Source organism: Micromonospora carbonacea (assembly GCF_014205165.1).
GTDB classification, from domain to species: Bacteria; Actinomycetota; Actinomycetes; order Mycobacteriales; family Micromonosporaceae; genus Micromonospora; species Micromonospora carbonacea.
Map to the genome: position 1 here is coordinate 4082296 of NZ_JACHMZ010000001.1, position 24975 is coordinate 4107270.

Annotated in this window: 19 protein-coding genes; 7 read left to right on the plus strand and 12 right to left on the minus strand. The window is 73.6% G+C overall.

The genetic code is table 11. The features are described 5' to 3' along the window. Positions 1 to 65: 65 nt before the first annotated feature. The 3 genes from HDA31_RS17365 to HDA31_RS17375 are packed head-to-tail and all read right to left on the minus strand — an operon-like array spanning position 66 to position 4215. Positions 66 to 2267: a peptidase domain-containing ABC transporter gene (locus HDA31_RS17365; RefSeq protein ID WP_178064387.1), complete on the minus strand. Its 2202-nt coding sequence runs from the start codon at positions 2265 to 2267 to the stop codon at positions 66 to 68. After that, a complete protein-coding gene (locus tag HDA31_RS17370; protein WP_178064386.1) occupies positions 2225 to 3217 on the minus strand; it encodes a TIGR04500 family putative peptide maturation system protein in 993 nt (330 codons plus the stop codon). The genes HDA31_RS17365 and HDA31_RS17370 overlap by 43 nt, the downstream gene beginning before the upstream one ends. Continuing rightward, positions 3214 to 4215, minus strand: a complete 1002-nt coding sequence (locus HDA31_RS17375; protein WP_178064385.1) for an ATP-grasp domain-containing protein — start codon at positions 4213 to 4215, stop codon at positions 3214 to 3216. Before HDA31_RS17375 ends, HDA31_RS17370 begins: the two co-directional genes overlap by 4 nt. Positions 4216 to 4334: 119 nt before the next feature. Between HDA31_RS17375 and HDA31_RS17380 the strand changes: the two genes are divergently transcribed. Further along, entirely contained in the window at positions 4335 to 5753 is a 1419-nt protein-coding gene (locus HDA31_RS17380) for a helix-turn-helix transcriptional regulator (RefSeq protein ID WP_178064384.1), read from the plus strand. A gap of 53 nt (positions 5754 to 5806) precedes the next feature. On the opposite strand, the gene HDA31_RS17385 is transcribed toward HDA31_RS17380, so the two are convergent. Then, positions 5807 to 7387, minus strand: coding sequence for an arabinofuranosidase catalytic domain-containing protein (locus tag HDA31_RS17385; RefSeq protein ID WP_219825036.1), 1581 nt, complete (start codon positions 7385 to 7387; stop codon positions 5807 to 5809). Between the two features lie 40 nt (positions 7388 to 7427). Next, entirely contained in the window at positions 7428 to 9263 is a 1836-nt protein-coding gene (locus tag HDA31_RS17390) for an RICIN domain-containing protein (RefSeq protein WP_178064383.1), read from the minus strand. A gap of 321 nt (positions 9264 to 9584) precedes the next feature. Between HDA31_RS17390 and HDA31_RS17395 the strand changes: the two genes are divergently transcribed. From HDA31_RS17395 to HDA31_RS17410, 4 genes are read left to right on the plus strand one after another with little or no spacing between them, the layout of a single operon-like run. Next, positions 9585 to 10826: a sugar ABC transporter substrate-binding protein gene (locus tag HDA31_RS17395; RefSeq protein ID WP_178064382.1), complete on the plus strand. Its 1242-nt coding sequence runs from the start codon at positions 9585 to 9587 to the stop codon at positions 10824 to 10826. Positions 10827 to 10846: 20 nt separating this feature from the next. Then, positions 10847 to 11806, plus strand: a complete 960-nt coding sequence (locus HDA31_RS17400; RefSeq protein ID WP_178064381.1) for a carbohydrate ABC transporter permease — start codon at positions 10847 to 10849, stop codon at positions 11804 to 11806. Continuing rightward, positions 11803 to 12627 carry a carbohydrate ABC transporter permease gene (locus HDA31_RS17405; RefSeq protein ID WP_178064380.1) on the plus strand — a complete coding sequence of 275 codons (825 nt, stop codon included), beginning with the start codon at positions 11803 to 11805 and terminating at the stop codon, positions 12625 to 12627. Before HDA31_RS17400 ends, HDA31_RS17405 begins: the two co-directional genes overlap by 4 nt. A gap of 55 nt (positions 12628 to 12682) precedes the next feature. Next, a complete protein-coding gene (locus HDA31_RS17410) occupies positions 12683 to 14395 on the plus strand; it encodes an amylo-alpha-1,6-glucosidase (RefSeq protein WP_178064379.1) in 1713 nt (570 codons plus the stop codon). 9 nt (positions 14396 to 14404) lie between these two features. Here HDA31_RS17410 and HDA31_RS17415 read toward each other — a convergent pair whose 3' ends face one another. Further along, on the minus strand, positions 14405 to 15418 hold the full coding sequence (locus tag HDA31_RS17415; RefSeq protein ID WP_178064378.1) for a LacI family DNA-binding transcriptional regulator: 1014 nt from the start codon (positions 15416 to 15418) through the stop codon (positions 14405 to 14407). 157 nt (positions 15419 to 15575) lie between these two features. Next, positions 15576 to 16478 (minus strand): oxidoreductase, encoded by a 903-nt coding sequence (locus tag HDA31_RS17420; RefSeq protein ID WP_178064377.1) that lies wholly within the window; start codon positions 16476 to 16478, stop codon positions 15576 to 15578. Positions 16479 to 16542: 64 nt separating this feature from the next. Here HDA31_RS17420 and HDA31_RS17425 point away from each other — a divergent pair, with 64 nt between their 5' ends. After that, positions 16543 to 17127, plus strand: coding sequence for a TetR/AcrR family transcriptional regulator (locus tag HDA31_RS17425; RefSeq protein WP_074478854.1), 585 nt, complete (start codon positions 16543 to 16545; stop codon positions 17125 to 17127). A gap of 113 nt (positions 17128 to 17240) precedes the next feature. Here the strand turns inward: HDA31_RS17425 and HDA31_RS17430 are convergent, their stop codons facing one another. Genes HDA31_RS17430 through HDA31_RS17450 form a run of 5 tightly spaced genes read right to left on the minus strand, consistent with a single transcriptional unit; the run spans position 17241 to position 23991 of the window. Then, positions 17241 to 19637 (minus strand): RICIN domain-containing protein, encoded by a 2397-nt coding sequence (locus tag HDA31_RS17430; protein ID WP_178064376.1) that lies wholly within the window; start codon positions 19635 to 19637, stop codon positions 17241 to 17243. 37 nt (positions 19638 to 19674) lie between these two features. Then, on the minus strand, positions 19675 to 20913 hold the full coding sequence (locus HDA31_RS17435; RefSeq protein WP_178064375.1) for a mandelate racemase/muconate lactonizing enzyme family protein: 1239 nt from the start codon (positions 20911 to 20913) through the stop codon (positions 19675 to 19677). Position 20914: 1 nt separating this feature from the next. Next, positions 20915 to 21745 (minus strand): carbohydrate ABC transporter permease, encoded by an 831-nt coding sequence (locus tag HDA31_RS17440; protein ID WP_246384575.1) that lies wholly within the window; start codon positions 21743 to 21745, stop codon positions 20915 to 20917. After that, positions 21742 to 22701: a carbohydrate ABC transporter permease gene (locus HDA31_RS17445; protein WP_221486631.1), complete on the minus strand. Its 960-nt coding sequence runs from the start codon at positions 22699 to 22701 to the stop codon at positions 21742 to 21744. The genes HDA31_RS17440 and HDA31_RS17445 overlap by 4 nt, the downstream gene beginning before the upstream one ends. A 21-nt stretch (positions 22702 to 22722) precedes the next feature. Then, the gene (locus HDA31_RS17450) at positions 22723 to 23991 is read right to left on the minus strand and encodes an ABC transporter substrate-binding protein (RefSeq protein ID WP_178064374.1); all 1269 of its coding nucleotides are present in this window, start codon (positions 23989 to 23991) and stop codon (positions 22723 to 22725) included. 154 nt (positions 23992 to 24145) lie between these two features. Between HDA31_RS17450 and HDA31_RS17455 the strand changes: the two genes are divergently transcribed. Further along, on the plus strand, positions 24146 to 24913 hold the full coding sequence (locus HDA31_RS17455; protein WP_178064373.1) for a FadR/GntR family transcriptional regulator: 768 nt from the start codon (positions 24146 to 24148) through the stop codon (positions 24911 to 24913). Positions 24914 to 24975: the final 62 nt, after the last annotated feature.

Sequence of the window (24975 nt, forward strand, 5' to 3'; positions counted from 1 at the left end):
GAATCCGCCATGATCGACGACGCCCGGAGGCTAACAGTAGCGACCGACAAGATCGCTGGGGTCGGTCAGGGAGCCGTGCCCGACCTCGCCCGGCCGGTGCCGGGCACGGCTGGCGCGCCGGCCAGCCGGGCGAACGGGCCGCCGCCGGCCAGCAGGGCCGCCGGCGGCCCGCACTCCACCAGCCGGCCCCCGTCGAGCACCAGCACCAGGTCGGCGTCGGCGACCGTGGAGAGCCGGTGCGCGATGACCACCCGGGTCATCGGCAGCGCGCGCAGGCCGGCCTCGACCGCCGCCTCGGTCACCGTGTCCAACGCGCTCGTCGCCTCGTCCAGGATCAGCAGGGCGGGTTCGGCCAGCAGGGCCCGGGCGAGCGCGACCCGCTGCCGTTGCCCGCCGGACAGGCCGGCCCCGCCGTCACCGAGGCGGGTCTGCAACCCCATGGGCAGGGCCGCCACGTCGTCGTGCAGGGCGGCCAGCCGGATCGCGCGGGCGATCGCCGCGTCGGAGGCGTCGGGCCGGGACAGGGTCAGCGCCTCGCGCAGCGTGCCCGCGCCGACGTACGTCTCCTGCAACACCACGCCGATCTGCCGGCGCACCGAGGCCAGCTCCAGCGTGGCCAGGTCGACGCCGTCGAACCGGATCTGCCCCTGCGTCGGCGCGTACAGCCCGGTCAGCAGCCCGACCAGGGTGCTCTTGCCGCTGCCGGAGCCGCCGACCACCGCGACCTTCTCCCCCGGCCGGAACACGGCGGTCACCTCCCGCAGCGCCCAGGGGGAGCGCCGGTCGTACCGGAAGCCCACCCCGGTGAGGGTGACCAGGCCGATCAGCGCGGGCGCGGGCCGCCCCGGGGCGGGCTGTTCGACGGGTGCCTGGGCGATGTCGGCCAGCCGGTCCACCGTGGGCGTCAGCAGTGTGAACGACGGCAGCCGCTGGGCCAGCGCCACCGCCGGGGTGATCGCGGCGACCGCGAGCGCGGCCAGCCCGGCCGCCCGCCCGGGTGAGTCGGCCAGCCGGGCCGCCACCAGGAGCATGAGCACCGGGCTGGCCACCGACCAGGCGGCGAGCAGCGCCTCCCCGGCCGCCGAGAGCCGGGCCAGCCGGTACGCCGCGTCGACGCCCCGGTCGAACGACTCCTGCCACCGCCGCAGCACCCGCCGCTGCGCCCCGGCGACCCGGATCGCCGCCATGCCCTGCAACGCGTCGGTCAGCCGGGCCGCCTCCTCGCCGGAGGCCAGCAGCTCCTCCCGTTGCAGGGCGCCGGCGCGGCTGCCGATCCACGCCGCCGTGCCGACCTGCACGGCGATGACGCCGGCGGCCACCAGGCCCAGCAGCGGGGCCAGCACGGCCACCACGGTCAGGTAGCCGACGACCAGCAGCGCGTCGAGCGCCGTGGCCACCAGCGACGACGCCAGCAGGTCCCGCACGGCGCTCACCGCGCGCACCCGGTCGATCAGGTCGCCGGCCGAGCGGCGTTGGAAGTACCGGTAGACCACCCCGAACAGCCGGGTCACCGTGTCGATGCCGAGCCGGGTGCCGATGCGGCGTTGCAGGGCGGTCACGGCCAGCCCCCGCGCCAGCGACAGCGTCCCGGTGACCGCCGCCAGCGCGGCGACGGCGGCGAGCCACGACGCCCGCGGGGGCGTCGTGGCGTCGATGATGGCGGCCGTCGCCCACGGCACGGCCAGCCCGGCCACGGTGATCAGCAGCGACGCCGCCGCGAGCACGGCGAGCAGCCCGGTGTGCCGGCGGAGCACCGGCGCGAGCAGTTCACGCACCGGCCCGGGGGTGGGGGTGGCCGGCGGCGCGGGGCCGGCGGGTTCGGCCAGCAGCACCACCCCGGTCGAGCCGGCGCAGAACTGGGCGGGCGTCAGCCGCCGCCGCCCGACGGCCGGATCGACGACGTCGACGCCGTGCCGGCCGACGCCTTCCACCACCACGTAGTGGTCGCCGTTCCAGTGCGCCACCAGGGGCAGCGGCAGGTCCCGCAGCCGCGTCGCGTCCTGCCGCAGGGCCGGCAGCGCGATCGCCCGGCAGCGCAGCCCGAACTCGTGCGCCGCGTCCCGCAGGTCGCGCAGGCTCAGCCCGTCGCGGCCGACGTCGAGGTGGGCCCGCAGCCTCGCCACGGGCACCGCCCGGCCCGACGCCGCCAGCAGCATGGCCAGCGCGCTGGGGCCGCAGTCGGTGGCGGCGACCTGGAGCACCACGGGCACCCGCCGCCGGCCGGTCACCGGGGTCGCGCCGTCCGCTCCCGGGGCAGCCAGAACCACTCGACGTCCGTGGCCGCCCGCCGGTCGGCCAGCCACTCGTCGAACACGGCCCGCTCGACCAGCGGCCGGGTGGCGTCGTCCAGCTCGGCGGGTTCCCGGGCCACCACGACGGCGGTCACCGGCGTGCCGGCGACGACCGTCGGCACCGGCCCGGTAGCGTCGCGCACCTCCGGGGCCGCCGCGGCGGCGACGGTCCGCAGCACCCCCGCGGCCCGGCCGGCGCGCACGGCCCCGGCCACCGCCGCGAGGGCCGCCTCCGGTTCGCTGGGCGGCGGCGCGTCGGCGGCCCAGGCGACGACGAGGGTGTCGAAGTCCGAGCGGTGCCGGGCGAACCAGGCCGGCAGCCGGTCGCCCACCACCCGCTCGCGCAGCCGGGCCACCGCGACCGTGTGGGCGACCAGGTCGGCGAAGTCCCCGGCGGACAGGCCCCGCTCCGCCAGCCACCGCGCGGTCGACGCCGGGTCGAGCAGGCCCTTGGCCCGGCGGTACGCGTCGGCCGCCGCCTGGAGCTCGGCGTCGGTGACCTCGACGGGGTGCAGCTCCAGCTCGGCGGCGAGCACGCCGGTGTCGACCAGCCGGGCGAGCACGTCGTGGTCGTACCAGAGGAAGTCCAGCGCGGTCAGGGCCTCCCCCACCAGCAGCGTCCGGGTGCCGACCCGGGCGAGATGGTGTTCGGAGTGCCGGATCGCCCCGCGCAGCGGCCACGGCAGCGCCGGGGCCGGGCTGTACGCGACGGAGACGGTGCCGGCGGGCTCGCGCAGCAGCACGTCGAAGGAGACCGAGCCGTCGCTGCCCTCCGCGTCGCGCACGAGCGCGGGATCGGCCTGCGGCCAGCGGCTCCGCAGGGGGGCGAGCCGGTCCTGCGCGTCGCGCAGGCCGGCGCGGGCGTGGGTCAGCTCCCGCACCAGGGCGAGGGCCTCGTCGAGCAGGGCCGGGTCCAGGGTGCTCACAGGGCGGCTCCGGGGGTGGACGCGGCCCGGGTGAGCAGGTCGACCACGGCCGCCGTGATGGGCAGCCCCGTCTCCTCCTCGACCCACAGGTACTGGCCGCTGGGGTTGATCTCGATGTACACGTGCCGGCCGTCAGGGGTGACGATCAGGTCCAGCGCGCCGTAGCAGAGGCCGAGGGCGCGGGTCAGCGCCACGCAGCGCGCCGCCACGTCGGCGGGCAGGTCGTAGGGGCTCAGCGGGGTGTTGCGGCCGTCCTGCCGCCGCCAGTCGTGGCGGGCGTGGTTGGAGCGCTGCGAGTCGATCGCCGCGGTGAAGACCCGGTCGCCGACGACGGTCACCCGCAGCTCCACCTGCTTGGGCACGCGGGCCTGCGCGATGAACGGGCAGTGCCGTACCCCGTCGACGTGCCCGATGTCGCGGTGGGTGACCGGCTCGGTGAAGCGCATCAGCCCGTCGCCGATGTCGGTCAGGCCGACCTGCTTGGCGATCATCCGGCCGCCGGTGTGGCCGAACAGGTCGAGCACGGCGGCCGGGTCGTTGCCGACCACGGTGGCCGGCACGTCGAAGCCGAGGCGCAGCGCGAGCTGGAGCTGGCGGACCTTCTGCTGGGCCCGCAGGACCACCGGGCGGGGCGCGGGCAGGGTCGGCACCTCGGCGAGGGTCTCCCAGACGTCGCCGACGAACTGCCGGCTCTCCTCGGCCACGTACCGCGCGTAGGGGTCGCCGAGGTGGGCGGGGGCGACGGGGTTGCCGGGACGGCGGAACCAGACGGCCGTCACCGCGTCGAGGTCGACGACCTGCCGGCCGGCGGGATCGGACGGGTCGGGGTGGCGGACGAGGGTACGGGTCAGCCGCCCGTCGCGGACGGCCACCGACAGCGCCGCGCGGGCCGGCACGTCGGCCGGGTCGAAGCGGACCCAGTACGCGCCGCGGCGGCGCAGCTCCGCTTCGGCCGCGTCGGCGTGCACGTCGTCGGGGGCGGTCAGGATGAGGATCATGGGGGCTCCGGACGAGGTCGCCGCCGGAGGGCCGGCGGATGGCAAGCAGTGTCTGCCGGCGGGGGTCGGGGGACACCGGGGAAATCCCGGGCTTGGACCCCGGTTCTACGCTCACCGGCGTGTCTACCGAGATCGCGGCCGAGCGTCTCCTGTCGGCGGCCGACGGCGCCGACCCGGAACGGGCCGCCCGCCTGGCCTTCCGGGCGTTCGTCGCGCTGTCGCGCACCGCCGACAGCCACCAGATGCTGCCGTTCCTGGCCCGCGCGCGGAAGGCGCACGGCGCGATCCGCTCGCCACGGACAGAGTTGATCTACTGCACGCTCGCGGGGACCGCGGCGACCCGGGCCGGCCTCCCCGACGGGCCGGAACACCTCGACAGCGCGTTGCGGATCTTCGACCAGAACGCCTTCGGCGACGACCCGGTGCTGGTCGAGTGCGCGCTGACGGCGGCGCTGACCCTGATGCGCCCGCACGAGGCGCGGCGCTTCGCCCCGCTGGTCGACGCCCTCGACCTGACGCCGGTGGACCGGGCCCGGCTGCTCGCGATGATCGGGGCCGGCGACGCGTGGGCCGGGCACCTGGTGCGGGGGCAGGCCGAGCTGCGGGAGGCGGTGCGCCTCGCCGCGCTCTGCGACAGCCTGGACGTGCAGGCCGAGGCGACGTCGTGGCTGGCCAAGTGCGACGCGCTCCGGGGTGACCTGGACGAGGCGGCGGACCATCTCGACCAGGCCCGGGGCCTCGCGGCGCGGGTCGGCTCGGCCTGGGTAGCCCGGCATCTGCCCGAGTGCACGGTCGCGTTGGCGTTCGCGCGCGGCGACCACGACGCGTGGGTGGGGCTGCTCGAACTGGTGGTGGCCACCGACGCCGGAGTGACCGCCGGCCTGCAACACGAGCACCGTTGGGAGCTGGCCACCCACCACGCCCTCGCCGGCCGACCCCGGCTGGCCGCCACCCTGCTCGCCGACGTCGCCGACCCGCCCGACTCCTGGCCGGGCGGCCCGGTGCTGCCGGCGTGGCGGGCCTGGATCCTCGATCCGGACTCGCCCGCGACCACGGCCGCGCTCACGGCCGCGCTCGGGAGGCTGACCCGCCCCATCGAGCAGCTCCTGGCGGCCCGCGTCGCCTGGCTGCTCGGCGCGCACCACGGGCGGTCCGGGCGGCGCGGCGAGGCGGCCCGGCTGCTGGAGCAGGCGTCCGCCGGCTACGCCCGCGCCGGCGCCGCCGGCCTGCTCGCCCTGGTCCTCAAGGACCTGCGGCTGCTCGGCGGCCAGCCGCCGGCCGGGACGCAGGGCGCGGGGCCGGTCGGCGTGGACCCGTCGGCGGCGGCCGCGTTCCCGGGCGCGGCGGGTCGGCCGGCGCTGACCGACGCCGAGGCCCGGGTCGCCGCCGCGATCGCCGACGGGCTCAGCAACCGGGAGGCGGCGCAGCGCCTGTTCGTCTCGGTCAAGACGATCGAGTTCCACCTGGGCAACATCTTCCGCAAGCTCGGGGTGCGCAACCGCACCGAGCTGGCCGCCCGCCGGGCGCGGACCGGCTGAGCCCGAGCCGGCGCGGCGGGGCCCGGCCGGCTCTGCCGGGCCCCGCCGTCAGGTCAGCGGTAGCCGGCGGCCACCACGTTGGCCTGCACCGCGTTCTCCGTCGCGTCGGACGGGTAGCCGGCGACCATCGCCCCCTCGTAGAAGGTGCCGGCGCTCAGGTTCGCGCCGCCGTCGGGCTTGCAGCAGTCCCCGCCGCTGCCCAGGATGATGGCCCCCTGCTTCTTCATCGGGCTGTAGCCGGGCGGGAGCGCGCCGTCCCACAGCGTGTAGAGGCCGCCCGACTGGGCGTTGCTGCCCTTGATCGCGAAGCGGGTCGTGCCGTTGTTCTTCAGCGTCGCCGTGACGAACTTGCTGGTGAACGCCCGCTGGTTGGGGTTCCAGGAGCTGCTCCCGCCGGGGAACAGCCCCCATTCGAGGTCCGCCTGCACCCACGGGCCGGTGCCGGAGCAGCCGCCGAACCAGCACTGGGTGCCGAAGTTGATGGCGTCCATGGCCCCGGCGGCGTCGGCCTTCCTCGTCGTCTCGCTGTTGCCGTAGTCGAAGCAGCAGCCGTTGTTGACGTGGGTGCCGCTGGTCACCATGTACATGCCCTCGGGGGCGGCGCCGGTGGGCACGCCGGTCAGGTGGCCGTCGCGCCAGTAGCTGTTGCCGGGGTTGATGTAGAGCGAGTACGCCTTGGCGCCGCCCACCGTGAGCGACTCCGAGGTGGCGACCGCCGGCCTGCTCTGCGGCGAGCCCGGCACCACGCTCGACCCCTGGTACCACAGGTCGTTGCCGCGCCCGGACTGGTCGTAGACGACCGTGATCACGCAGGTCGTGCCGGCGCAGAACGAGTCCTGCGTCGCCGCGTTGGCGGTGCCGCCCGCGCCCGACAGGCCGATGTTGCGGGTCGTGTTGTCCGACGAGCGCCGGACCTGGTAGAGGTTGCCGTTGTACGCCGCGTAGAGCGCCCGCGTCGTGCTGTGCGCCGCCACGCACGGGGTGCCGCCAGAGGCGTAGATGTCGCAGGGCCGCCCTCCGGGCGGCGGCGGGGCGGTCGTCGGCGGGGTGGTGGTCGGCGGGGTCGTCGGCGACGTCCACTGCTGGTTGGCGCCGCCGTTGCACGCCCAGAGGATGAGCTTCGTGCCGTTGGCCGTGCCGGCGCCGTTGGCGTCCAGGCACAGCCCGGACTGCACCCCGGTGATCGTGCCGTTGGCGTTGACGTTCCACTGCTGGTTGGCCTGGCCGTTGCAGTCCCAGATCACGACCTGGGTGCCGTTGGCGGTGCCCTGCCCGGAGGCGTCCAGACACTTGCTGCCGTACACCATGAACTGCCGGCCGGACGTCCAGGTCCAGGTCTGGTTGGCGCTGCCGCGGCAGTCCCACAGTTGGGTCTGGGTGCCGTTGGTGGTGCTGGAGTTGGGGACCTCGGCGCACCGGCCGGACTGGACGCCCACGACCGGGGTGCTCTGCCCCGGCTCGATGGCGGCCACCGCCGACGCCGCCTCGGCGGCCGGGAACAGGGCGGCGGGCGCGGCGCCGACGACGAGGAGGCCGAGCAGCGCGCCGGCCAGGACGCCGAGGCGGCGCGGGCGACGCCGCCTCGGGACAGGCCCGCGGGCCGGCCCTGGCCCGCTGGGGGACGGGGTTCGCACGGGGTTGCTCCTTCCGTGGGTGGGGGTGGGGCGGGACGGGCTACCGGCCCCAGATCCGCCAGGTCTGGTTCAGCGGGCTGCCCTGGCCGACCGGCTTGCAGGTCCACTGGAGAACCCGCGCCTGGGCGGCGGTGGAGACCCCGTTGACGTCGACGCACTTGCCGCTGTGCCGGGCGACGAGCTGGTAGTCGTGCGGGTCGTTGCCGGCGTAGGTCACCCTGCGGAGCGCGAACTGCTGGCTGGGGCTGTTCTGGCAGGTCCACTGCTGCACGGCCGCGCCGTCGGCGGTGGACGCCCCGCTGACGTCGAGGCACTTGCCGCTGCCCTGGTTGACCACGGTGTAGGTGTTGGCCACGCCGTCGACCGGGCGGAAGTTCCACAGCTGCTGGTCCCCGCCCTCGCAGGGGTACTGCTGCTGGGGGTTGCCGTCGGCGGCGCTGAGCCCGGTGTTGTCCAGGCACTGCTGGGAGTGCTGGGCCACCGCCACCGACTGGAAGCCGGTGTCCGAGGGCGGCAGCAGGGTGACGGTGTAGGTGTCGGTCTGGTTGCCGTACGGCAGGGTCACGGCGACGTTGTTGTTGGCCACGCCGACCACGCTGTTCGAGACCGTGACCGGCCCCTGCACCGCCCCGCCGTTGTTGTAGGGGATGCGCTGCGTGAGGACCCGTACCTGGTTGTTCTGCACGATGCCGCTGGTGGTGTCCAGCCGTTGCAGGTTGACGGTGAGGTTGCCGGTGGTGCGCCCGCCACCGACGAGGACCTTCGCCGCGCCGGTGGCCTTGGTGGCGTACGCGTCGTAGGACTGGCTGGCGGTCACCGCGACGGCCTGGCCGGTCTGCGAGGCGTAGTAGCGGTAGGCCCACCACTCGCCCTTGGGCTGGTGCTGGCCGGCGGAGTTGCGGACCAGCAGGTTGCCGAGGTCGTTGTGCAGGTTGCCGCCGCCGGCCCAGTTGGCCCGCAGGCCGTCCGCGCGGGCCCGTTCCAGGCGCGCGATGTACCAGGCGCCGTCGGCCGGGTTCTGCTCGTCGGTCGCGCCGTACTCGTTGATCTGGTACGGCCGGGGGTGGGCGATGCCGCGCGGGTCGAGGGTGGCGTTGGCGGCGGCGACGTTGGCGACCGGGTCGCCCGGCAGCGCGTGCCAGCTGACGATGTCCGGCACCGTGTTGGTCGAGCGGACGAAGTCCAGGTACTGGTTCCAGAACGCGTGGTTGGTCGACGGCACGCAGGCGCAGCTCGGCCCGACGATGAGCTGGTTGGGGAACTCCGCGCGCAGGCGCTGGTAGGTGCGCCGCCACAGTTCGAGGTACTGGGAGATCGGGCGGTTCCAGAAGATCGTGATGTTGGGTTCGTTCCAGATGTCCCACTGCACGGTCAGCCCGGCCGCCCGGACGTCGCCGATGAGCCGGGTGAGGAAGTTGTCGTAGTCGGTCCAGTTGCCGTTGTCGCCGGGGAAGCGGGAGATGCCCGCGCCGTCGGCGCCCCACAGGTCGTGGGGCAGGATGATGAACTGGCCGCCGAGGGCGGCGGTCCGGCGGGCCTGGGCGAGGGTGGAGTTCCAGCGACGGTCGTAGTTGCCGCCGACCCAGCCGCTGCCGGGCAGCTGCGCGCCGCCGGCGCGCATGTACTGGAACTTGACGTCGCGGTAGAAGTGGTCGGCCGGGCCGCTGGCGTTCTCGGTCATGCCGTAGATCCAGCCGGACGCCCGGTAGGTGGGCGTGCCGGTGGTCGTGGCGAAGTTGACGGTGATCGACTCGTCGGCGGCCCGCGCGGGGGACCCGGCGACGGTCACGGCGGCGGTGGCGGCGAGCAGGGCGACCACGAGGCGGGCGACGAGCGCACGGGCTCCTCCTGGCCTGCTGCGGGACGGGGTCTTCACGGGCGGCTCCTTGGTGGGGCGTGGGGGACGCTCTCCGGAGGGCAGCACTTGCGAACCGATTCGCAGGGATCGTAGGGCCGGGCGTCGATAGATGTCAATGACATGACGGTGCGGTGACGACGCCGTTTCCCACCTGGTAGATCCCCCGTCACCCGCCGCACCTTGACCGCCAGCCATCGACGGACCTATCTTCGTCCGAACCGGTTCGTCGAATCGGTTCGCCACCGCCCGAAGGCACCTTTCACCCACCGGCGTCCGGCCCGCGACGGCCGTACCCCTCCCGAGCCCGCCCCCGACGATCGACGTGAAGTGAGGCAGCACATGACAGGACCCAGCCGGCGGCGACGCCTGGCCGCCGCCGCCGTGATAGCACTCGCCGCAGCCGCCGGCAGCGCCTGCTCGTCGACCTCCGGCGGCTCCTCCGGCGGCGACCGCGCCTATCTCGTCTGGGATCCGTATCCGCAGTTCGCCGACGACTCCGCGTGGGTCGCGCTGCTCACCAGGTGCGGCACCGCCGCGGGGGTGACGGTCGAGCGGACCGGCTACGACACCACCGACCTGACCAACAAGGCGCTGCTCGCCGCCCAGCAGGGCAACGCGCCGGACGTGCTGATCGTGGACAACCCGGTCGTGTCGACGCTGGCCGAGGCCGGGGCGCTCACCACCACCGACGAGAACAAGCTGGACGTCTCCGGCATGGCGACGAACCTGCTCGGCGCCGGCCAGCGCGAGGGCAAGACGTACGGGGTGCCGATCGGCGCGAACACCCTCGCCCTGTACTACAACAGGGACGTGCTGACCGCCGCGGGCGTCGACGCCGCCGCGATCACCGACTGGACGTCGCTCGACGCGGCGCTGACCAGAGTCAAGGCCAGGGGGAAGAAGGGCATCACCTTCTCCGCGATCGGCACCGAGGAGGGCAGCTTCCAGTTCCTGCCCTGGTTCTGGGGGGCCGGGGCCCAACTGACCACCCTGGACTCCCCGCAGGCGACGTCCGCGCTGACGCTGTGGACCGACTGGCTCAGGCAGGGCCACGCCCCGAACTCCGTCATCAACAACACCCAGACCACGAGTTGGCAGGAGTTCGCCACCGGCGACTACGCCTTCGCCGAGAACGGCACCTGGCAGCTCGCCAACGCCGAGAAGCTCGACTTCGCGTACGGCATCATCCCGATCCCGGCCAGCGCGGGCGGCCCGGCGCCGGCGCCGACCGGCGGCGAGTTCGTCTCCATCCCCGTGCAGCGGGACACCGGCCGGTACGCCACGTCGCAGCGGCTGGTGGCCTGCCTGACCAGCCCCGACAACCTGCTCACCACCGACACCACGCTCTCCTACGTCGCGCCCGTCGCCGCCGTGCAGGACCGCCAGGTGGCCGCCGATCCCAAGCTCAAGGTCTGGGTCGAGGCGGTCCGGGCGGCCCGGGGCCGCACCGGCGACAACCTCGGCACCCGGTATCCGAAGATCTCCGAGCCGCTGTGGACCGCGGTGCAGGCGGCCCTCAGCGGCGCGAAGACGCCGCCGGAGGCGCTGGCCGCCGCCCAGGCCGCGGCAGCGGCCAGGTAGAGCGCGTCGAGACCGACACCATGCTGCCCACGACACGGACGTCCCCCACCGCGCGGGGCCGGGGCGGGGCGACCGGCGCGCCTCCCCGGCCCCGGCGCCGCCGGCCCGGCCGATGGTCGGCGTGGTGGTTCCTGGCCCCGGTGACCGGCTACCTGGTCGCCTGCTACGCCTACCCGCTCTACCGCAACGTGGAGCTGAGCCTGCGCGAATACACGGTCCGCTCGTTCGTCCAGGGCGGCGCCCCCTTCGCCGGCCTGGACAACTACCGGACGGTGCTGGCCGACCCGACCTTCGGGCCGGCGGTGGCGCACACCCTGGTCTTCACCGCCGCGTCGCTCGCCTTCCAGTTCACCATCGGCATGGCGCTGGCGCTCTTCTTCCAGCAGCACTTCCCGCTGTCCCGCACGCTGCGGGCGTTGATCCTCGTGCCGTGGCTGCTGCCGCTGATCGTCTCGGCATCGACCTGGTCATGGCTGCTCAACAGCGACTCGGGGCTGGTCAACGCGGCGCTCGGCGTCGTCGGGGTGGAGCCGGTCAACTGGCTCACCTCGCCGCGTTGGTCGCTCGTCTCGGTGATCGTCGCGAACGTCTGGATCGGCATCCCGTTCAACCTGGTGGTGCTGCACAGCGGCCTACAGGCGATCCCGGCCGAGGTCTACGAGGCGTCCGCGCTGGACGGCGCGACGGGCTGGCAGCGTTTCTGGTCGATCACCTTCCCGCTGCTGCGTCCCGTCTCCGCGGTCACGCTGCTGCTGGGGCTGATCTACACGCTGAAGGTCTTCGACATCATCTGGATCATGACCAGGGGCGGCCCGACCGGCTCCTCCACCACGCTGGCCACCTGGTCGTACCGGCTCGGCTTCGGCAACCTGCTGCCCGAGTTCGGGCCGGGCGCGGCCGTCGGCAACCTGCTCATCGCGGCGGCCCTGGTCGCCGGGCTCGGCTACCTGCGGGCCCAGTGGAAGCAGGGCCTGCGATGAGGGCCGCCACCCGCCGCTCGTGGTGGAAGACCGGGGTCGGCCTGGCGCTGACCGGGCTGATGCTCTTCCCCGTCTACTGGATGGTCAACGTCTCGTTCACCCGGGACCGGGACATGCGGGCCAGCCCACCGCACCTGTTCCCGGCCGACGGCACCTGGGACGGCTACCGGGCCGTGCTGGACCAGCAACTGCCGTACCTCGGCACCAGCTTTCTGGTCGGCCTCGGCACGGTGGCACTGACCGTGGCGTTGGCCGCCCCGGCCGGCTACGCGCTGGCGAAGCTCCAGCCGCCCGGCGGCCCGGTGCTGAGCTTCGTGCTGCTGATCGCGCAGATGATCCCCGGGATCATCATGGCGATGGGCTTCTACGCCGGCTATCTCCAGCTCGGCGTCCTCAACACCCTGCCCGGCCTGATCCTCGCCGACTCGACCCTCGCCGTGCCGTTCGGCGTCCTGATCTTCACGGCCTTCATGTCCGGCATCCCCGACGAGCTGACCCAGGCGGCCCTGGTGGACGGCGCCGGCCGGCTGCGCACCTTCTGGTCGGTCGTGCTGCCGGTCAGCCGCAACTCGATCGTCACGGTGTCGCTGTTCGCGTTCCTGTGGTCCTGGTCGGACTTCGTCTACGCCTCCACCCTGGCCGGCGGCGGCGAACACCAGCCGATCACCCTCGGCATCTACCACTACATCGGCAACAACAACCAGCAGTGGAACGCGATCATGGCCACCGCCGTCGTCGCCTCCGTCCCCGCCGCCGTGCTGCTGGTCCTGGCCCAGCGGTACGTCTCGACGGGCGTGACCGCCGGCGCCGTCAAGGACTGACCTCCGGTGCTGTCAAGGACCGACCGCCCGCACGACAGAAAGGCACCCGTCACCCATGACCGTCGCCCCGCCCGGCCCGGAGTTCCCCATCCAGGACATCCCGTTCAGCTACCGCGGGTCCTGGCTCGACATCTCCCCGGTGATCGCCGAGAAGACGTACGCCGACGACCTGCACCTGGTCTCGCACCAGACCGGGCTGCACGCCGTGCTGCGCCTGACCCCCGCCGGGTCCGACGCCACGGTCGTCGCCACCCCCACGCTGCTCACCTGGCGCGACAGGGCCGGCCGGATCGAGGCCGTCTACGCGGGGCCGGACACCCTGCGGCTGCGGGGCCGGCGGCTCGGGCTGCGGATCGCCGCGGCGGCGGCCACCCTCACCCCGTTCAGCGGCACCTACCTCTACCTCGACCCGCTCGACGGCTCGCACGTGTTCACCTCGTACGAGACCGGTCGCCGCTACCGGGTCACCGTGCTCTCCGGCGCGCTGCGGCGGACCGGGGGCGTCGAGGCGCTCGGCACCGCCGACCGGTTCCTCGACCTCCCCGGCGACCAGCCGTGGGAGGTCGCGATCGAGGAGTACGCGACCGCCCGTGCGCCGCACGCCGCGACCGCCACCTTCGACCGGCTGCACCACGACCGCAGCACCGAGTTCGCCGCCTTCGTCGACGCGGTCGCGCCGTGGCGCGGCCCGGACACCCCGGCCGCCGACCTGGCCGCGTACGTGCTGTGGTCGGCCACCGTCGCCCCCGCGGGCTTCGTCACCCGGCCCGCCGTGCTGATGTCCAAGCACTGGATGGACAAGGTGTGGAGCTGGGACCACTGCTTCAACGCGATCGCCCTGGCCGCCGGCGAGCCGGAGCTGGCCTGGCACCAGTTCCACCTGCCCTTCGACCACCAGGACCCGGCCGGTGCCCTGCCCGACTCCGTCACCCACTCCGAGGTCCTGCACAACTACGTCAAGCCGCCCATCCACGGCTGGGCCCTGCGGCGCCTGCGCCGCCGCCTGCCCGCGCCGCCGGACCGGGCGGCGCTGGCCCGGACGTACGAGCGGCTGGCCCGCTGGACCGGGTTCTGGCTGGACGCGCGCCGGGCCCCCGGCCAGGACCTACCCCACTACCAGCACGGCAACGACAGCGGCTGGGACAACGCCACCACCTTCGACGGCGGGCGGGTCGTGCAGACCGCCGACCTCGCCGCGTTCCTGGTCGCGCAGCTGCGCTGCCTGGCCGACCTCGCCACCGAGCTGGGCGAGCCCGCCGGCCGCTGGTCCGCCGAGGCCGACCGGATCCGCGCGGCCCTGCTCCGCGACCTGTGGGACGGCGCGCGCTTCACCGCCCGCGACCCACGTACGGGGCGGCGGCGGGCGAGCCGCAGCCTGCTCGATTTGATGCCCGTCACGCTCGGCGCGGACCTGCCCACCCCGGTCGCCGCCGCGCTGGCCCGGGGCGTCGAGGCCCACCTGACCACGCACGGGCTGGCCACCGAGCCGCCGGACTCCGCCGACTACCTGGCCGACGGCTACTGGCGCGGCCCCATCTGGGCCCCCTCCACGGTGCTGGTCGAGGACGGGCTGCGCCGGGCCGGGCACACCGGCCTCGCCGACGAGATCAGCCGGCGCTTCCTCGCCCTGTGCGAGAAGTCCGGCTTCGCGGAGAACTTCGACGCCGAGACCGGCGCGGGGCTGCGGGACCGCGCCTACACCTGGACCGCCAGCAGCTACCTGATCCTCGCCGCCGCGCAGCAGGGGCGGCGGGCCGCCGGCGGGTAGCCGGGCCGGTCAGCGGGGTCGGGCCGGGCCGGTGCTGGACCGCAGCGAGACGGGCGGGTTGTAGAGGCGGTGGCGCGGCACGGCGCCGGGGGCGGCGATGATCTCCAACAGCAGCGCCACCGCCTCGGTGCCCATGTCGGCCATCGGCACGTCGGCGGCGGTCAGCGGCGGGGAGAAGTCCTCGGCCCAGTGCCGGGCGGCGACCCCGGTGACCGAGAAGTCCCCCGGCACGGCCAGCCCGGCGCCGGCCAGGGCGCGCTGCACCCCGGGCAGCGCGGCCTCGTTGATGGTGGCCATCGCGGTGAGCTGCGGGTACGTCGCGAGCAACTGCGCCACGCACGCCTCGCCGGAGGCGGCGTCGTCGCCGCAGCAGACGTCGACGCCGACCAGGCCCCGCTCCGCCACCGCCGCCCGGAAGCCGGCCAGCGCCCGGTGGCTGGGCCCATAGCCGGAGGCGACCAGCTCGGCGGAGCGGTTCACCAGCGCCACGTGCCGGTGCCCCAGGTCGGCCAGGTGGTGCACGCACCGGGCGATCAGCCCGGCGTAGTCGACGTCGATCCAGCTCATGCCGTGCGGCTCGGCCGTCCGGCCGATCGTGACGAACGGCAGGCCCACCTTGGCCAGCCGGGTCACCCGGTCGTCGGACAGCCGGATCTCCATCAGGACCACCCCGTCGACCCGCCGCCCGGCGACGATCCGCTCGAACGAGCGGTCGTGGTCGCCGCCGGACGGGGACAGCAGCACGTCCAGGTCGTGCCGGGCCGCCGCCTCGACGACGCTGGCGACGAAGCCCAGCTGCATGTCGGTCAGCCGCTGGCTGGCCGGGGGGATCACCAGCCCGAGGGTGCGGGTGCGCCCCTCCTTCAACGCGCGGGCGCTGGCGTTGGGGCGGTAGTCCAGCTCGTCGATGACCGCCTGGATCCGCTGCCGGGTCGGCTCCGACACGGTCCGCTTCCCGCTCAGCACGTACGACACGGTGCTGCGGGACACCCCCGCCCGCCGGGCGATCTCCCCGATGTTCATCACACCGCCCTCGACTCGACGCCCGCCCCGGCGCTCGGGGGACGGGCCACGCTCCGCGCCGAAGCATAGCCCTCCCCGTTACCCGCCCGGCCCGGGACAGTGGCCGGACCGTCACGCGGGGTTGCCTCCGTCAGGTGGCCGGCGGGCCGGGGAACCGCTACCGGGCGCGCTGGGCGGCCAGCGGGAAGGCGACCCCGGTCAGCTCCTCGGAGACCGTCCACAGGCGACGGGCGGCGGCGCCGTCGCGGGCGGCCTTCGACCGGCCGACGAGTTTCGGCGTGCCGCGAGCCTCGAGAAAGCCGCCCGGACCGGCGTAGCTGCCGCCCGGCACGTCGGCCACCGCCGCGTAGAGCGTGGGCAGCGCGCCGTCCTCGTCGCTCTGCGCCAGGCGGTCGGTCACCGCCGTCTGGAGCCGGTGCAGCAGGGAGCGGTCGCCGTCGAGGTGGCCGAGCAGGTTGGTGGCCGCGAGGCCGGGGTGGGCCACGGTCGCGCGCACCGGCGAGCCGGACTCGGTGAGCCGGCGGTGCAGCTCCGCGGTGAACAGCAGGTTCGCGAGCTTCGACTGGGCGTACGCGGGGAACGCCCGGTAGGGCCGGCGCTCCCAGTTGAGGTCGGCGAAGTCGATCCTCCCCGCCCGGTGCCCGCTGGAGGAGACGGTGACCACCCGCCCGCGGATCCGGGGCAGCAGCAGGTTGGTGAGCGCGAAGTGCCCGAGGTGGTTGGTGCCGAACTGGAGCTCGAACCCGTCGGCGGTGCGGCCCAGCGGCGGGATCATCACGCCGGCATTGTTGATCAGCACGTCGATCGGTTCGGCGTAGCCCTCGGCGAACGCGCGGACCGAGGCGAGGTCGGCGAGGTCGAGCCGGCGAACGTCGACGTCGCCGGTCATGGTCGCGGCGGCGGCTTCGCCCTTGGCGGGATCCCGGACGGCGAGCACGACGCGGGCGCCCCGGGCCGCGAGCGCGCGGGCGGCGGCGCGGCCGATGCCGCTGTTCGCGCCGGTGACGACGACGGTACGGCCGGTCATGGCGGGGAGCTGGGCGAGCGTGAATGTTGTCATGGGAAACAATGTATCCGGTGACAACAATGTCGGCAATGACGACATCGTTGGCTACCATGACCCGGTGCCCGCGTACCACCATGGAAACCTCCGCCCGACGTTGCTCGCCGCCGCCGAGCGCAGCCTGCGCCAGCACGGCGCGGAGCAGCTCTCGCTCCGCGAGCTGGCGCGGGAGGTCGGGGTCAGCCACGCCGCGCCGCGCCGGCACTTCCCCGACCGTCAGGCGCTGCTCGACGCGCTCGCCGAAGCCGGGTTCGCCCGGCTGCACGCACAACTCCGCGCGGCGCTCGCCGCCGCCGGGGGCGACTTCGGGCCGCGCCTGCACGCCATGGCGGCGGCCTACCTGCGGTTCGCCACCGAGGACGCCGCGCTGCTGGAGCTGATGTTCACCAGGAAGCACCGCGCGGGGGCCGATCATCTCGTCGAGGCCGCCGCCGCGCCGTTCGGGCTGATGCAGGACCTGATCGTGCAGGGGCAGGCGCAGGGGGTGCTGGAGCCCGGCGACCCGGAGCGCGTGGGCATCGTGCTGTTCGCGACGTTGCAGGGCATCGCCATGCTGGTCAACGGCAACCTGGTGGCGTCGGAGCTGCTCGACGGGATCACGCAGACCGCCGTCGACCAGTTCATCCGGGGATCGCGACGCCACTAGCCGGGCCGGCGGCCGGCACGCGACGCGCCGCCTGCGACGTCGTCGCCGCCCGGGAGGCCGGCGCGGGCGCGGCGCGCAGGGCCGGCGACGGGCCGGCCCTGCGCGCCCCCGACTCAGCTGCGCAGGCTCCACTGCTGGTTGGTGCCGCCGTTGCACGCCCAGAGGATGAGCTTCGTGCCGTTGGCCGTGCCGGCGCCGTTGGCGTCCAGGCACAGCCCGGACTGCACCCCGGTGATCGTGCCGTTGGCGTTGACGTTCCACTGCTGGTTGGCCTGGCCGTTGCAGTCCCAGATCACGACCTGGGTGCCGTTGGCGGTGCCCTGCCCGGAGGCGTCCAGACACTTGCTGCCGTACACCATGAGCTGCCGGCTGGCGGTCTGCGTCCACCGCTGGTTGGCCGCGCCGACGCAGTCCCAGAGCTGGGCCTGGGTGCCGTTGGTGGTGCTGGAGCCGCCGATCTCGGCGCACCGGCCGGACTGGACGCCGACGATCTGCGCGCCCTGCGGCGACGGGTTGCTGCCGCCCTGCACGCCGGCGTTGGCCATCACCGTCTGGGCGCCCGAGGGCCAGTTGTTGTTGCTGACGACCGTGTTGTTGTTGACGACGTTGCCCCGGTCGCCGTTGGTCACGTTGGTGCTGTTGTTGGTCGACCAGTTGTTGGTGACGGTGAAGTTGCCCATGTTCTCGGCGTACCAGTAGTTGGCGGTGGCCCAGGTGCCGGTGTTGGAGAACACGTTGGTGCGGGCGGTGTAGTAACGGGACCCCTCGTCGAAGTAGAGCCCGAACCAGCCGTTGGTGCGCAGGCAGTAGTTCTCGTTGATGGTCGCGCCCGGGTTCGCCGACAGCGTGTAGATGCACCCGCCGTCGGTCATCTGCTGCATGACGTCGTGCACGTAGTTGCCGATGACCTGGTTGTTGGACGCGGTGGTCGCCGTCGTGTAGCGGGGTTGGTAGTTGTACAGGCCACGGTTGGCGTAGTGGTTGCTGCCGCCGGCGTCGTTGGCGCCCCAGCCGTAGCCGACCGACAGGCCGGTGTACGGCATGTTGTAGACCTCGTTGTGGGAGACCAGGGCGGTGCTGACGTAGGTGGTCAGGATCGAGACGACCCCCCGGTACTCCAGGCCCAGGTCGTGCACCCGGTTGTTGCTGACGGTGATGTTGCGGTTGACCATCCGCTGGTCGCTGGGGTGGTGGGCGTCGGCCCGCACGCCGCCGACGACGATGCCGCCGGCCGAGTTGCGGGCGATCTCGGAACGGGTGACGGTGATGTTGCTGGCGCCGAGGCCGACCCCGCTGGCGTGGGCGTTGGCGTCGTTGCCGATGCCGATGGCGGTCTGCCCCAGGTTGACGAACTGCGAGTCGCTGAAGGTGATGGTGTTCGCGGCGGAGACCTGCACGGCGGCGGGCATCTGGGCCCAGTTCGGCCGGGTGGCCTCGAACTGGGGGCAGCCGGCCTGGCAGGAGGTCAGGGCGTCGGCCGGGCGGGCCCAGGTGCCGACGATGTGCGCGCCGGTCTGCTGGTCGGCGAAGCCGTTGCTGCTGCTGGGGCCGAGCCAGCTGGTGCCGGTGAAGGTGATCCCGCTGAACGAGATGTGGTGCGCGGGGGCGTCGTAGGTGCCGCCGACGTTCACCAGGGACTGCAACTGCGGCAGCTCGACGCTGACGCTGCTCATGTTCTGCCCGGCCAGCGGGATGTAGTTGAGCTGCCCGCTGCCCGGGTTGAGGTACCACTCCCCCGGCGCGTCGAGGAACTCGTACGCGTTGGTCAGGTAGAACGGGCCCGCGCGGTGTGGGCTGGAGAGGGTGTCGAAGCCGAACGTGTTGTTGTTCCAGGCCGGCTGCTGCATGGTCAGGAAGTTGCCGCTGATGCTCTGCACCGGGGAGTACCGGTCGGTGAACGAGCCCACGCTCTCCACCTCGACCCGGTTCTGGTTGCCCAGGTTGTTCAGGTAGTTGAGCGCGCTGTTGCTGAACCGCAGGCCGGAGGTGGTGAAGGTGAAGTCGGCCCGGTTCACGGCGGTGCGCGCGCGGGTGGCGACGGCGCCGTTGACGTAGAGCTGCCGGCTGTCGAGCCCGGCGGGGACGCTGGCCCGCCAGATGTTCTTGCCCGAGTCGACGAGCGACCAGCCGGTGACCGCCCGGGCACCGCTGACGACGGGTCGGGCGGACGCCGCGGCCCGCCACGTCACGGTGTAGCCGTTCGTGCCGGAGTCGGCGGCGGTCATCCGCAGCGGCGCGGCGAGCCGGTAGACGCCGTCGGCCAGCTCGACGACGATGTCGCCGGACATCGCCGCGGTGCGGGAACGGACGGCGTTCTGCGCCTCGGTCAGGGAACACGGCTGGCTGGCCGAGCACGCGGTGCCGCTGCCGGCGGGGGACGCGTAGAGGGTGGTGGTGGCCGCGAGGGCGGGTGTCGCCGGGGCGAACACGGCGGCCGCGGCGGCGGCCGTCGCCGCGGCGACGGCGGCCAGCACCGGCCGACGCCTGCTGGGTGATGACGGGACGGGCACGGGCGGGGCTCCTATCGTGGTGGGGTGGCGGCCGGGGTCAGGGCCGGACGGCGGGCGCGGCGCCGTCGTGGGTGTGCGCGGGCCCGCCGGGCCGGGTGGTGGCGTGCGGTCGGGCCGTGGTGTGGGCGTGGTCGGCCACCGCCAGCAGGCGTCGCCCGGCCCGTTCCGGCCGCACGTTGGGCCCGTCGGCGGCCGGGGGCTGCGGGCGGCGGTGGGGCGCGCGGAGCTGGTCCTCGGCGACCGTGACGCCCAGGCCCGGCGAGTCGCCGAGGACGAACGCGCCGTCGGAGACGTGCAGGTCGAGGCTGAGCCCGACCGGGGCGTGCAGGTCCTGCAACTCGCTGACCAGGTGGTTGGGCACCGACGTGGCGGCGTGCAGCAGGCCGATGGGGCTGTTGCCGATCGGGCTGACCGGCAGGTCGAAGGCGTGCGCCAGGGCGGACACCCGCAGGAAGTGGGTGACGCCCCACACCGCGGCGGCCTGGACGACGTCGACCGCCGCCGCGGCGAGCAGCGGACGGTACTGTTCGAGGCCGGTGAGGTTCTCGCCGGTCGCGACCGAGGCGCGGATGCCCTGCCCGACGGCGGCGAGGCCCTCGGCGTCCCACCGGCGCACGGGCTCCTCGATCCAGACCAGGTCCAGGTCGCGTTCGAGCTCGCAGACGTGCCGGACGGCCTGCTTGCGGGTCCACGCCTCGTTGACGTCGAGCATCAGGCCGGGCCGCTGCCCGTGCGCGGCGTCGGCCAGCACGTCGCGCACCAGGCGCAGGCGGTCGCGGTCCCGCTCGATGTCGAGGCCGCCCTTGAGCTTGGCGGCCCGCAGGCCGTGCCGGGCGTACTCCTGGTACGCCGCGGCCAGCTCGTCGTCGCCGAGCCCGATGTCCAGGCCGGACGCGTAGGCGGGGACCCGCCGGTCGCGGCCGCCCAGCAGCCGCCAGAGCGGTTGCCCGGCCGCCCGCGCCTTGATGTCCCACAGTGCGGTGTCGAGCGCGCCGATGGTGCCGAACACCGAGCCCGCGTGGCCCGCCTTGAACGTCTGCCGCAGCATCCGGTCGTACAGGCTGGTCACGGCGCGGGGATCCTCACCGTGCAGCGCCGCGAAGATGTTCTCGATGTCCCCGTGCGGGCCGAGGCCGACGCCGCTGATGCCCTCGTCGGTCTCGACCACGACGATGGGCACGGCGGTGACGCCGTCGGCGAAGACGCCGTTGGCGTCCCCGACGGGGCGTCCCCACTCCTGGCTGGTGGTCAGGGTCCGGTAACCGGTGATCCGCATGTCACCCCTTCGTGGAGCCGGCGGCGACGCCATCGGCGATCTGACGCTGGAGGAAGAGGTAGATCACCAGGACGGGGATCGCGGCGATCAGCACCCCGGAGGCGAAGGTGGGGATGTCGGCGGAGTACTGCCCGCGCAGCGAGGTCACCCCGACCATGAGGGTGCGGTGCTCGGTCGAGGGCATCAGCAGCAGCGCGATCAGCACGTCGTTCCAGCAGAACAGGGCGTCGAGGATGCCGACCGACAGCAACGCCGGGGCGCCCAGCGGCAGCATGATCCGCCGGTAGACGCCGTACACGCTGTTGCCGTCGATGCGGGCCGCGTCGACGATCTCCGTCGGGATGGTCCGGTAGTAGCTGGTCATCAGGAAGATCGTGAAGGGGAGGAACTGCGCGACGTAGGCGAGGACGAGGCCGGGGTAGGTGTCGACGAGCCCGGCGTCGGCCATGATCCGGTTCAACGGCACCATGATCACCTGGAACGGCACGAAGAGCGCCGCGAGGCAGCCCAGGAACAGCGCCGACGAGCCCCGGAAGCGCAGCTGGCTCAGGGCGAAGCCGGCCATGGAACCGAACAGCAGCAGCAGGACCACCGCGGCGGTCACCGTGCCGACCGAGTTCGCCAGGTACCGGGCCATGCCGACGCTGTTCCACGCGGTGGCGACGTTCTCCCAGCGCAGGGCGTCGGCCAGCGAGAAGCGGTCGAGGATGTACTCGCGGCGGGTCTTCATCGCCACGTTGGCGGTGAACACCAGCGGGTAGATCGTGGCCAGCGCCAGGAGGCTCATCGGGACGGCGAGCAGCCACCTGCCCGGCCGGACGCGGGACGTCACGCCTCCCTCACCCCCCGCCGGAGCAGGCTGATCTGCAGCAGCCCCACCACGAGCATGACGACGAACAGCACCGTCGAGGCGGCCGACGCGAGCGCCGGGCGGTTCATCTGTCCCTGCTGGATCCAGATGTAGTACTCCGGCAGATAGGTCGAGCCCTCGGGGCCGCCGCTGGTCATCACGTAGAGCAGGCCGAACATGGAGGTCAGCATCCCGATCATCGTGGTCACGAAGACGAACTGGATGGTGCGGGAGAGGCTGGGGACGATCACGTGCCGGATGGTCTGCGGCAGCGACGCGCCGTCGACCCGGGCCGCGTCCAGCAGCGAGGCGTCCAGGGTGGCGAACCCGGCGAGGAAGACCACAAGCGCCATGCCGAAGGTCGCCCAGATGTGGACGCCGACCACCACGAACATCGCCACGTCGGGGTCGCCCAGCCAGTCCGTCGGCCCGATGCCCACGCCGCCGAGCACGGTGTTGAGCGGGCCGTCGAAGGCGAGCAGGAGGTTGAAGATCGCGCCGACGATGACCGGGGAGAGCACCGCCGGGAAGAAGTAGACGCTGCGGTAGAAGCGGTGCCCGGGCACGCGCAGGTAGATGAACGTCGCGAGCAGGCCGGGGATCGCCACCGCCACCGGCAGCAGCAGCACGAGCAGCCCGACGTTGCGCAGCGCGCCCCGGAACAGCGGGTCGGCCAGCAGCTCCCGGTAGTTGTCGAGGCCGACCATCGTCCCGTCGCGGTCGCCGTCCCCGGTGAACGAGAAGTTGACCCCGAGCAGCAGCGGCCACAGCCGCAGCAGCACGATGACCAGCACGGCGGGGGCGAGCAGGACGTAGGGGGCGAGGCGTTCGCTCCGCCGGGCGCCACGGCCACGCCGGGCCGCGGCGCCCGGCAGCGCCGGCCGCTGGTGTCGCGCCCGGTCGGTCCGCCCGGCCACCACCGGACGGACCGACGTCAACGGTTCTCCACTCGGCACGGGTCAACCGGCCTGATCCGAGGCCGCCAACTGCCGCACGGCCTCGTCGACGGTGATCGAGCCGCTCAGCAGTTGCTGGGAGACCCGGCCCATCAGGTCCAGGGTGCGCGAGGAGAGCGCCACGTGCAGGGCGGGCTTGCCGCTGGCCAGGTCCGCGACGATCGTGGTCACGGCCGGGCCGCCCTGCGACACGTCGATCGTCGTGTCGGCGGCGATCGCGCCGGCCTGCGTGTGGAAGGCCGTCAGGGCGTCGGTCGAGGTCAACGACCGCACCAGGTCGGCGGCCAGCTTCGGGTCCCTGGTCCACCTGGCGACCCCGTACCCGATGCCGCCGTCGAACGGCAGGCTGGGGGTCGCCCCGGGGACGACCACCGGCGCGCGCATCACGCCGACCTTGTCGGCGGTGAGGAACTCGCCGAAGTCCTTCCAGTGCCCGATGTCGGACATCAGGCCGATGACGTGGGACGCCTTGGCGGACTGGAAGAGCGCGAACGCGTCGTTGAACATCGCCGTCGAGTTCGGCCCGTCGCTGTTGAGCTTCGCGTCCTGGGTCTCCTTCCAGAGCGCGAAGATCCGCTTGACGTGCGGCGAGGTCCAGTCCCGCTTGCCGGCGATCCAGGCGTCGTACTCCTGCGGGGTGAGCACGCCCGAGCCGAAGGCCGAGAGGAAGAACTGGATCCCGATGCCCTCCTTGTTGCCGAGGGCGAAGCACTTCGTGCCGGTCCGCTTCGTGATGGCGGCGCAGTTGGCCACGAACTCGGGCCACGTGGCCGCCGGCTTCGCCGGGTCGAGGCCGGCCTTCTCGTAGAGCGACCGGTTGTAGTAGATCGGGTGGCCCTGGAGGGTCACCGGGCCGGCGTAGGTCTTCCCGTCCTTGGTGAACGCGTCCCAGCCGGCGAGCCGCTGCCGGTCCTCGGCCACGTACTCGTCCAGCGGCAGGAGCGCGTCCACCCGGTCGCGGATCTGCCCGCCGCCGTTGAACAGGATCACGTCGGGGCCCTTGCCCGACTGGATCGCCGTGCCGAGCAGGGTGTAGTACTGGTCGTGGGGCTGGGCGACGAACTCGACGGTCACGCCGGGGTGCTTCCTGGCGAAGTCCGCCTTCGCCTTCTCGATGTACTGCGCGGCGGTGGGCTCACCGGACTTCCAGTCCCAGACCACCAGTTTGGCGTCGGATCCGCCGGGCGAGGAACGCGTCCCCGAGGCGCTCCCGCAGCCACCCAGCACCAGTGCCGCGACGAGGATCGCTGGCCACACTGCTCGCTGCTTCATCGCTGCTCACCTTCGACTATGCGGGTGCCGGAGAGCCGGCCGTCGATGCAAGAATTGACGAGAAGGTAACTCGTATGACGTATGACGTCAACACTGAGGCGTAGAATTTCCCGACGGCGCCACGACCGCCGCCCGCGGGGGCACTGGAGGGGACATGACGGCAGCACAGGAGACCACCCCGAGCATCTCGGGCTCCCCGGCGTGGGCGCGGCGGCCCGCGAACCTCGCCACGGCGGTCACCGCGGAACTGGTGGAGCGCATCGTCCGGGGGGTGCACCCCCCGGGGACCCCCCTGCCCCCCGAGCCGGCGCTGTGCGGGGCGTTCTCCGTGAGCCGCACCGTCGTGCGGGAGGCGGTGAAGATCCTCCAGGAGAAGGGGCTCGTGCAGGTCCGCCAGGGCAGCGGCACCATCGTCACCCCGCCGTCGACGTGGGACATGCTCGACGAGCTCGTGCTCGCGGCGACCATCGCCGAGGACGACAGCCTGGCGATCCTCGACGACCTGGTCGTCACCCGCCGGGTGCTGGAGTCCGACATGGCCAACGTCGCCGCCCGCCTGGCCGACGAGGAGACCGTCGACCGGCTGCGCGCCCTGGTCGACCGGATGGACGAGCTGGTCGACGACCACGTCACCTACCACGAGCACGACCGCGCGTTCCACGACGTGATCATGCAGGCGTCGGGGAACCGCATCGCCCGGGGCGTGGTGCGGGCCCTGGAGAGCCAGGTGGTGAACACCGCCCGGTACATGGGCCGCACCGAGCGCGCGCTCTGCGTGGCGTCCAACCGGGGGCACCGGCGCATCTACGAGCGCATCGCGGCCCACGACCCCGACGGCGCGGCCGCGGCCATGAGCACCCACATCACCGAGGCGTGGCTCGTCCGCCGCAGCGGGCCGGACACCGCCCGGCTCGTGCGCTGACGGACGCGCCGCCTGCGGGAGGGGCTCCCCTGGGGCAGCCCCTCCCGCACAGGCGCGGGCAG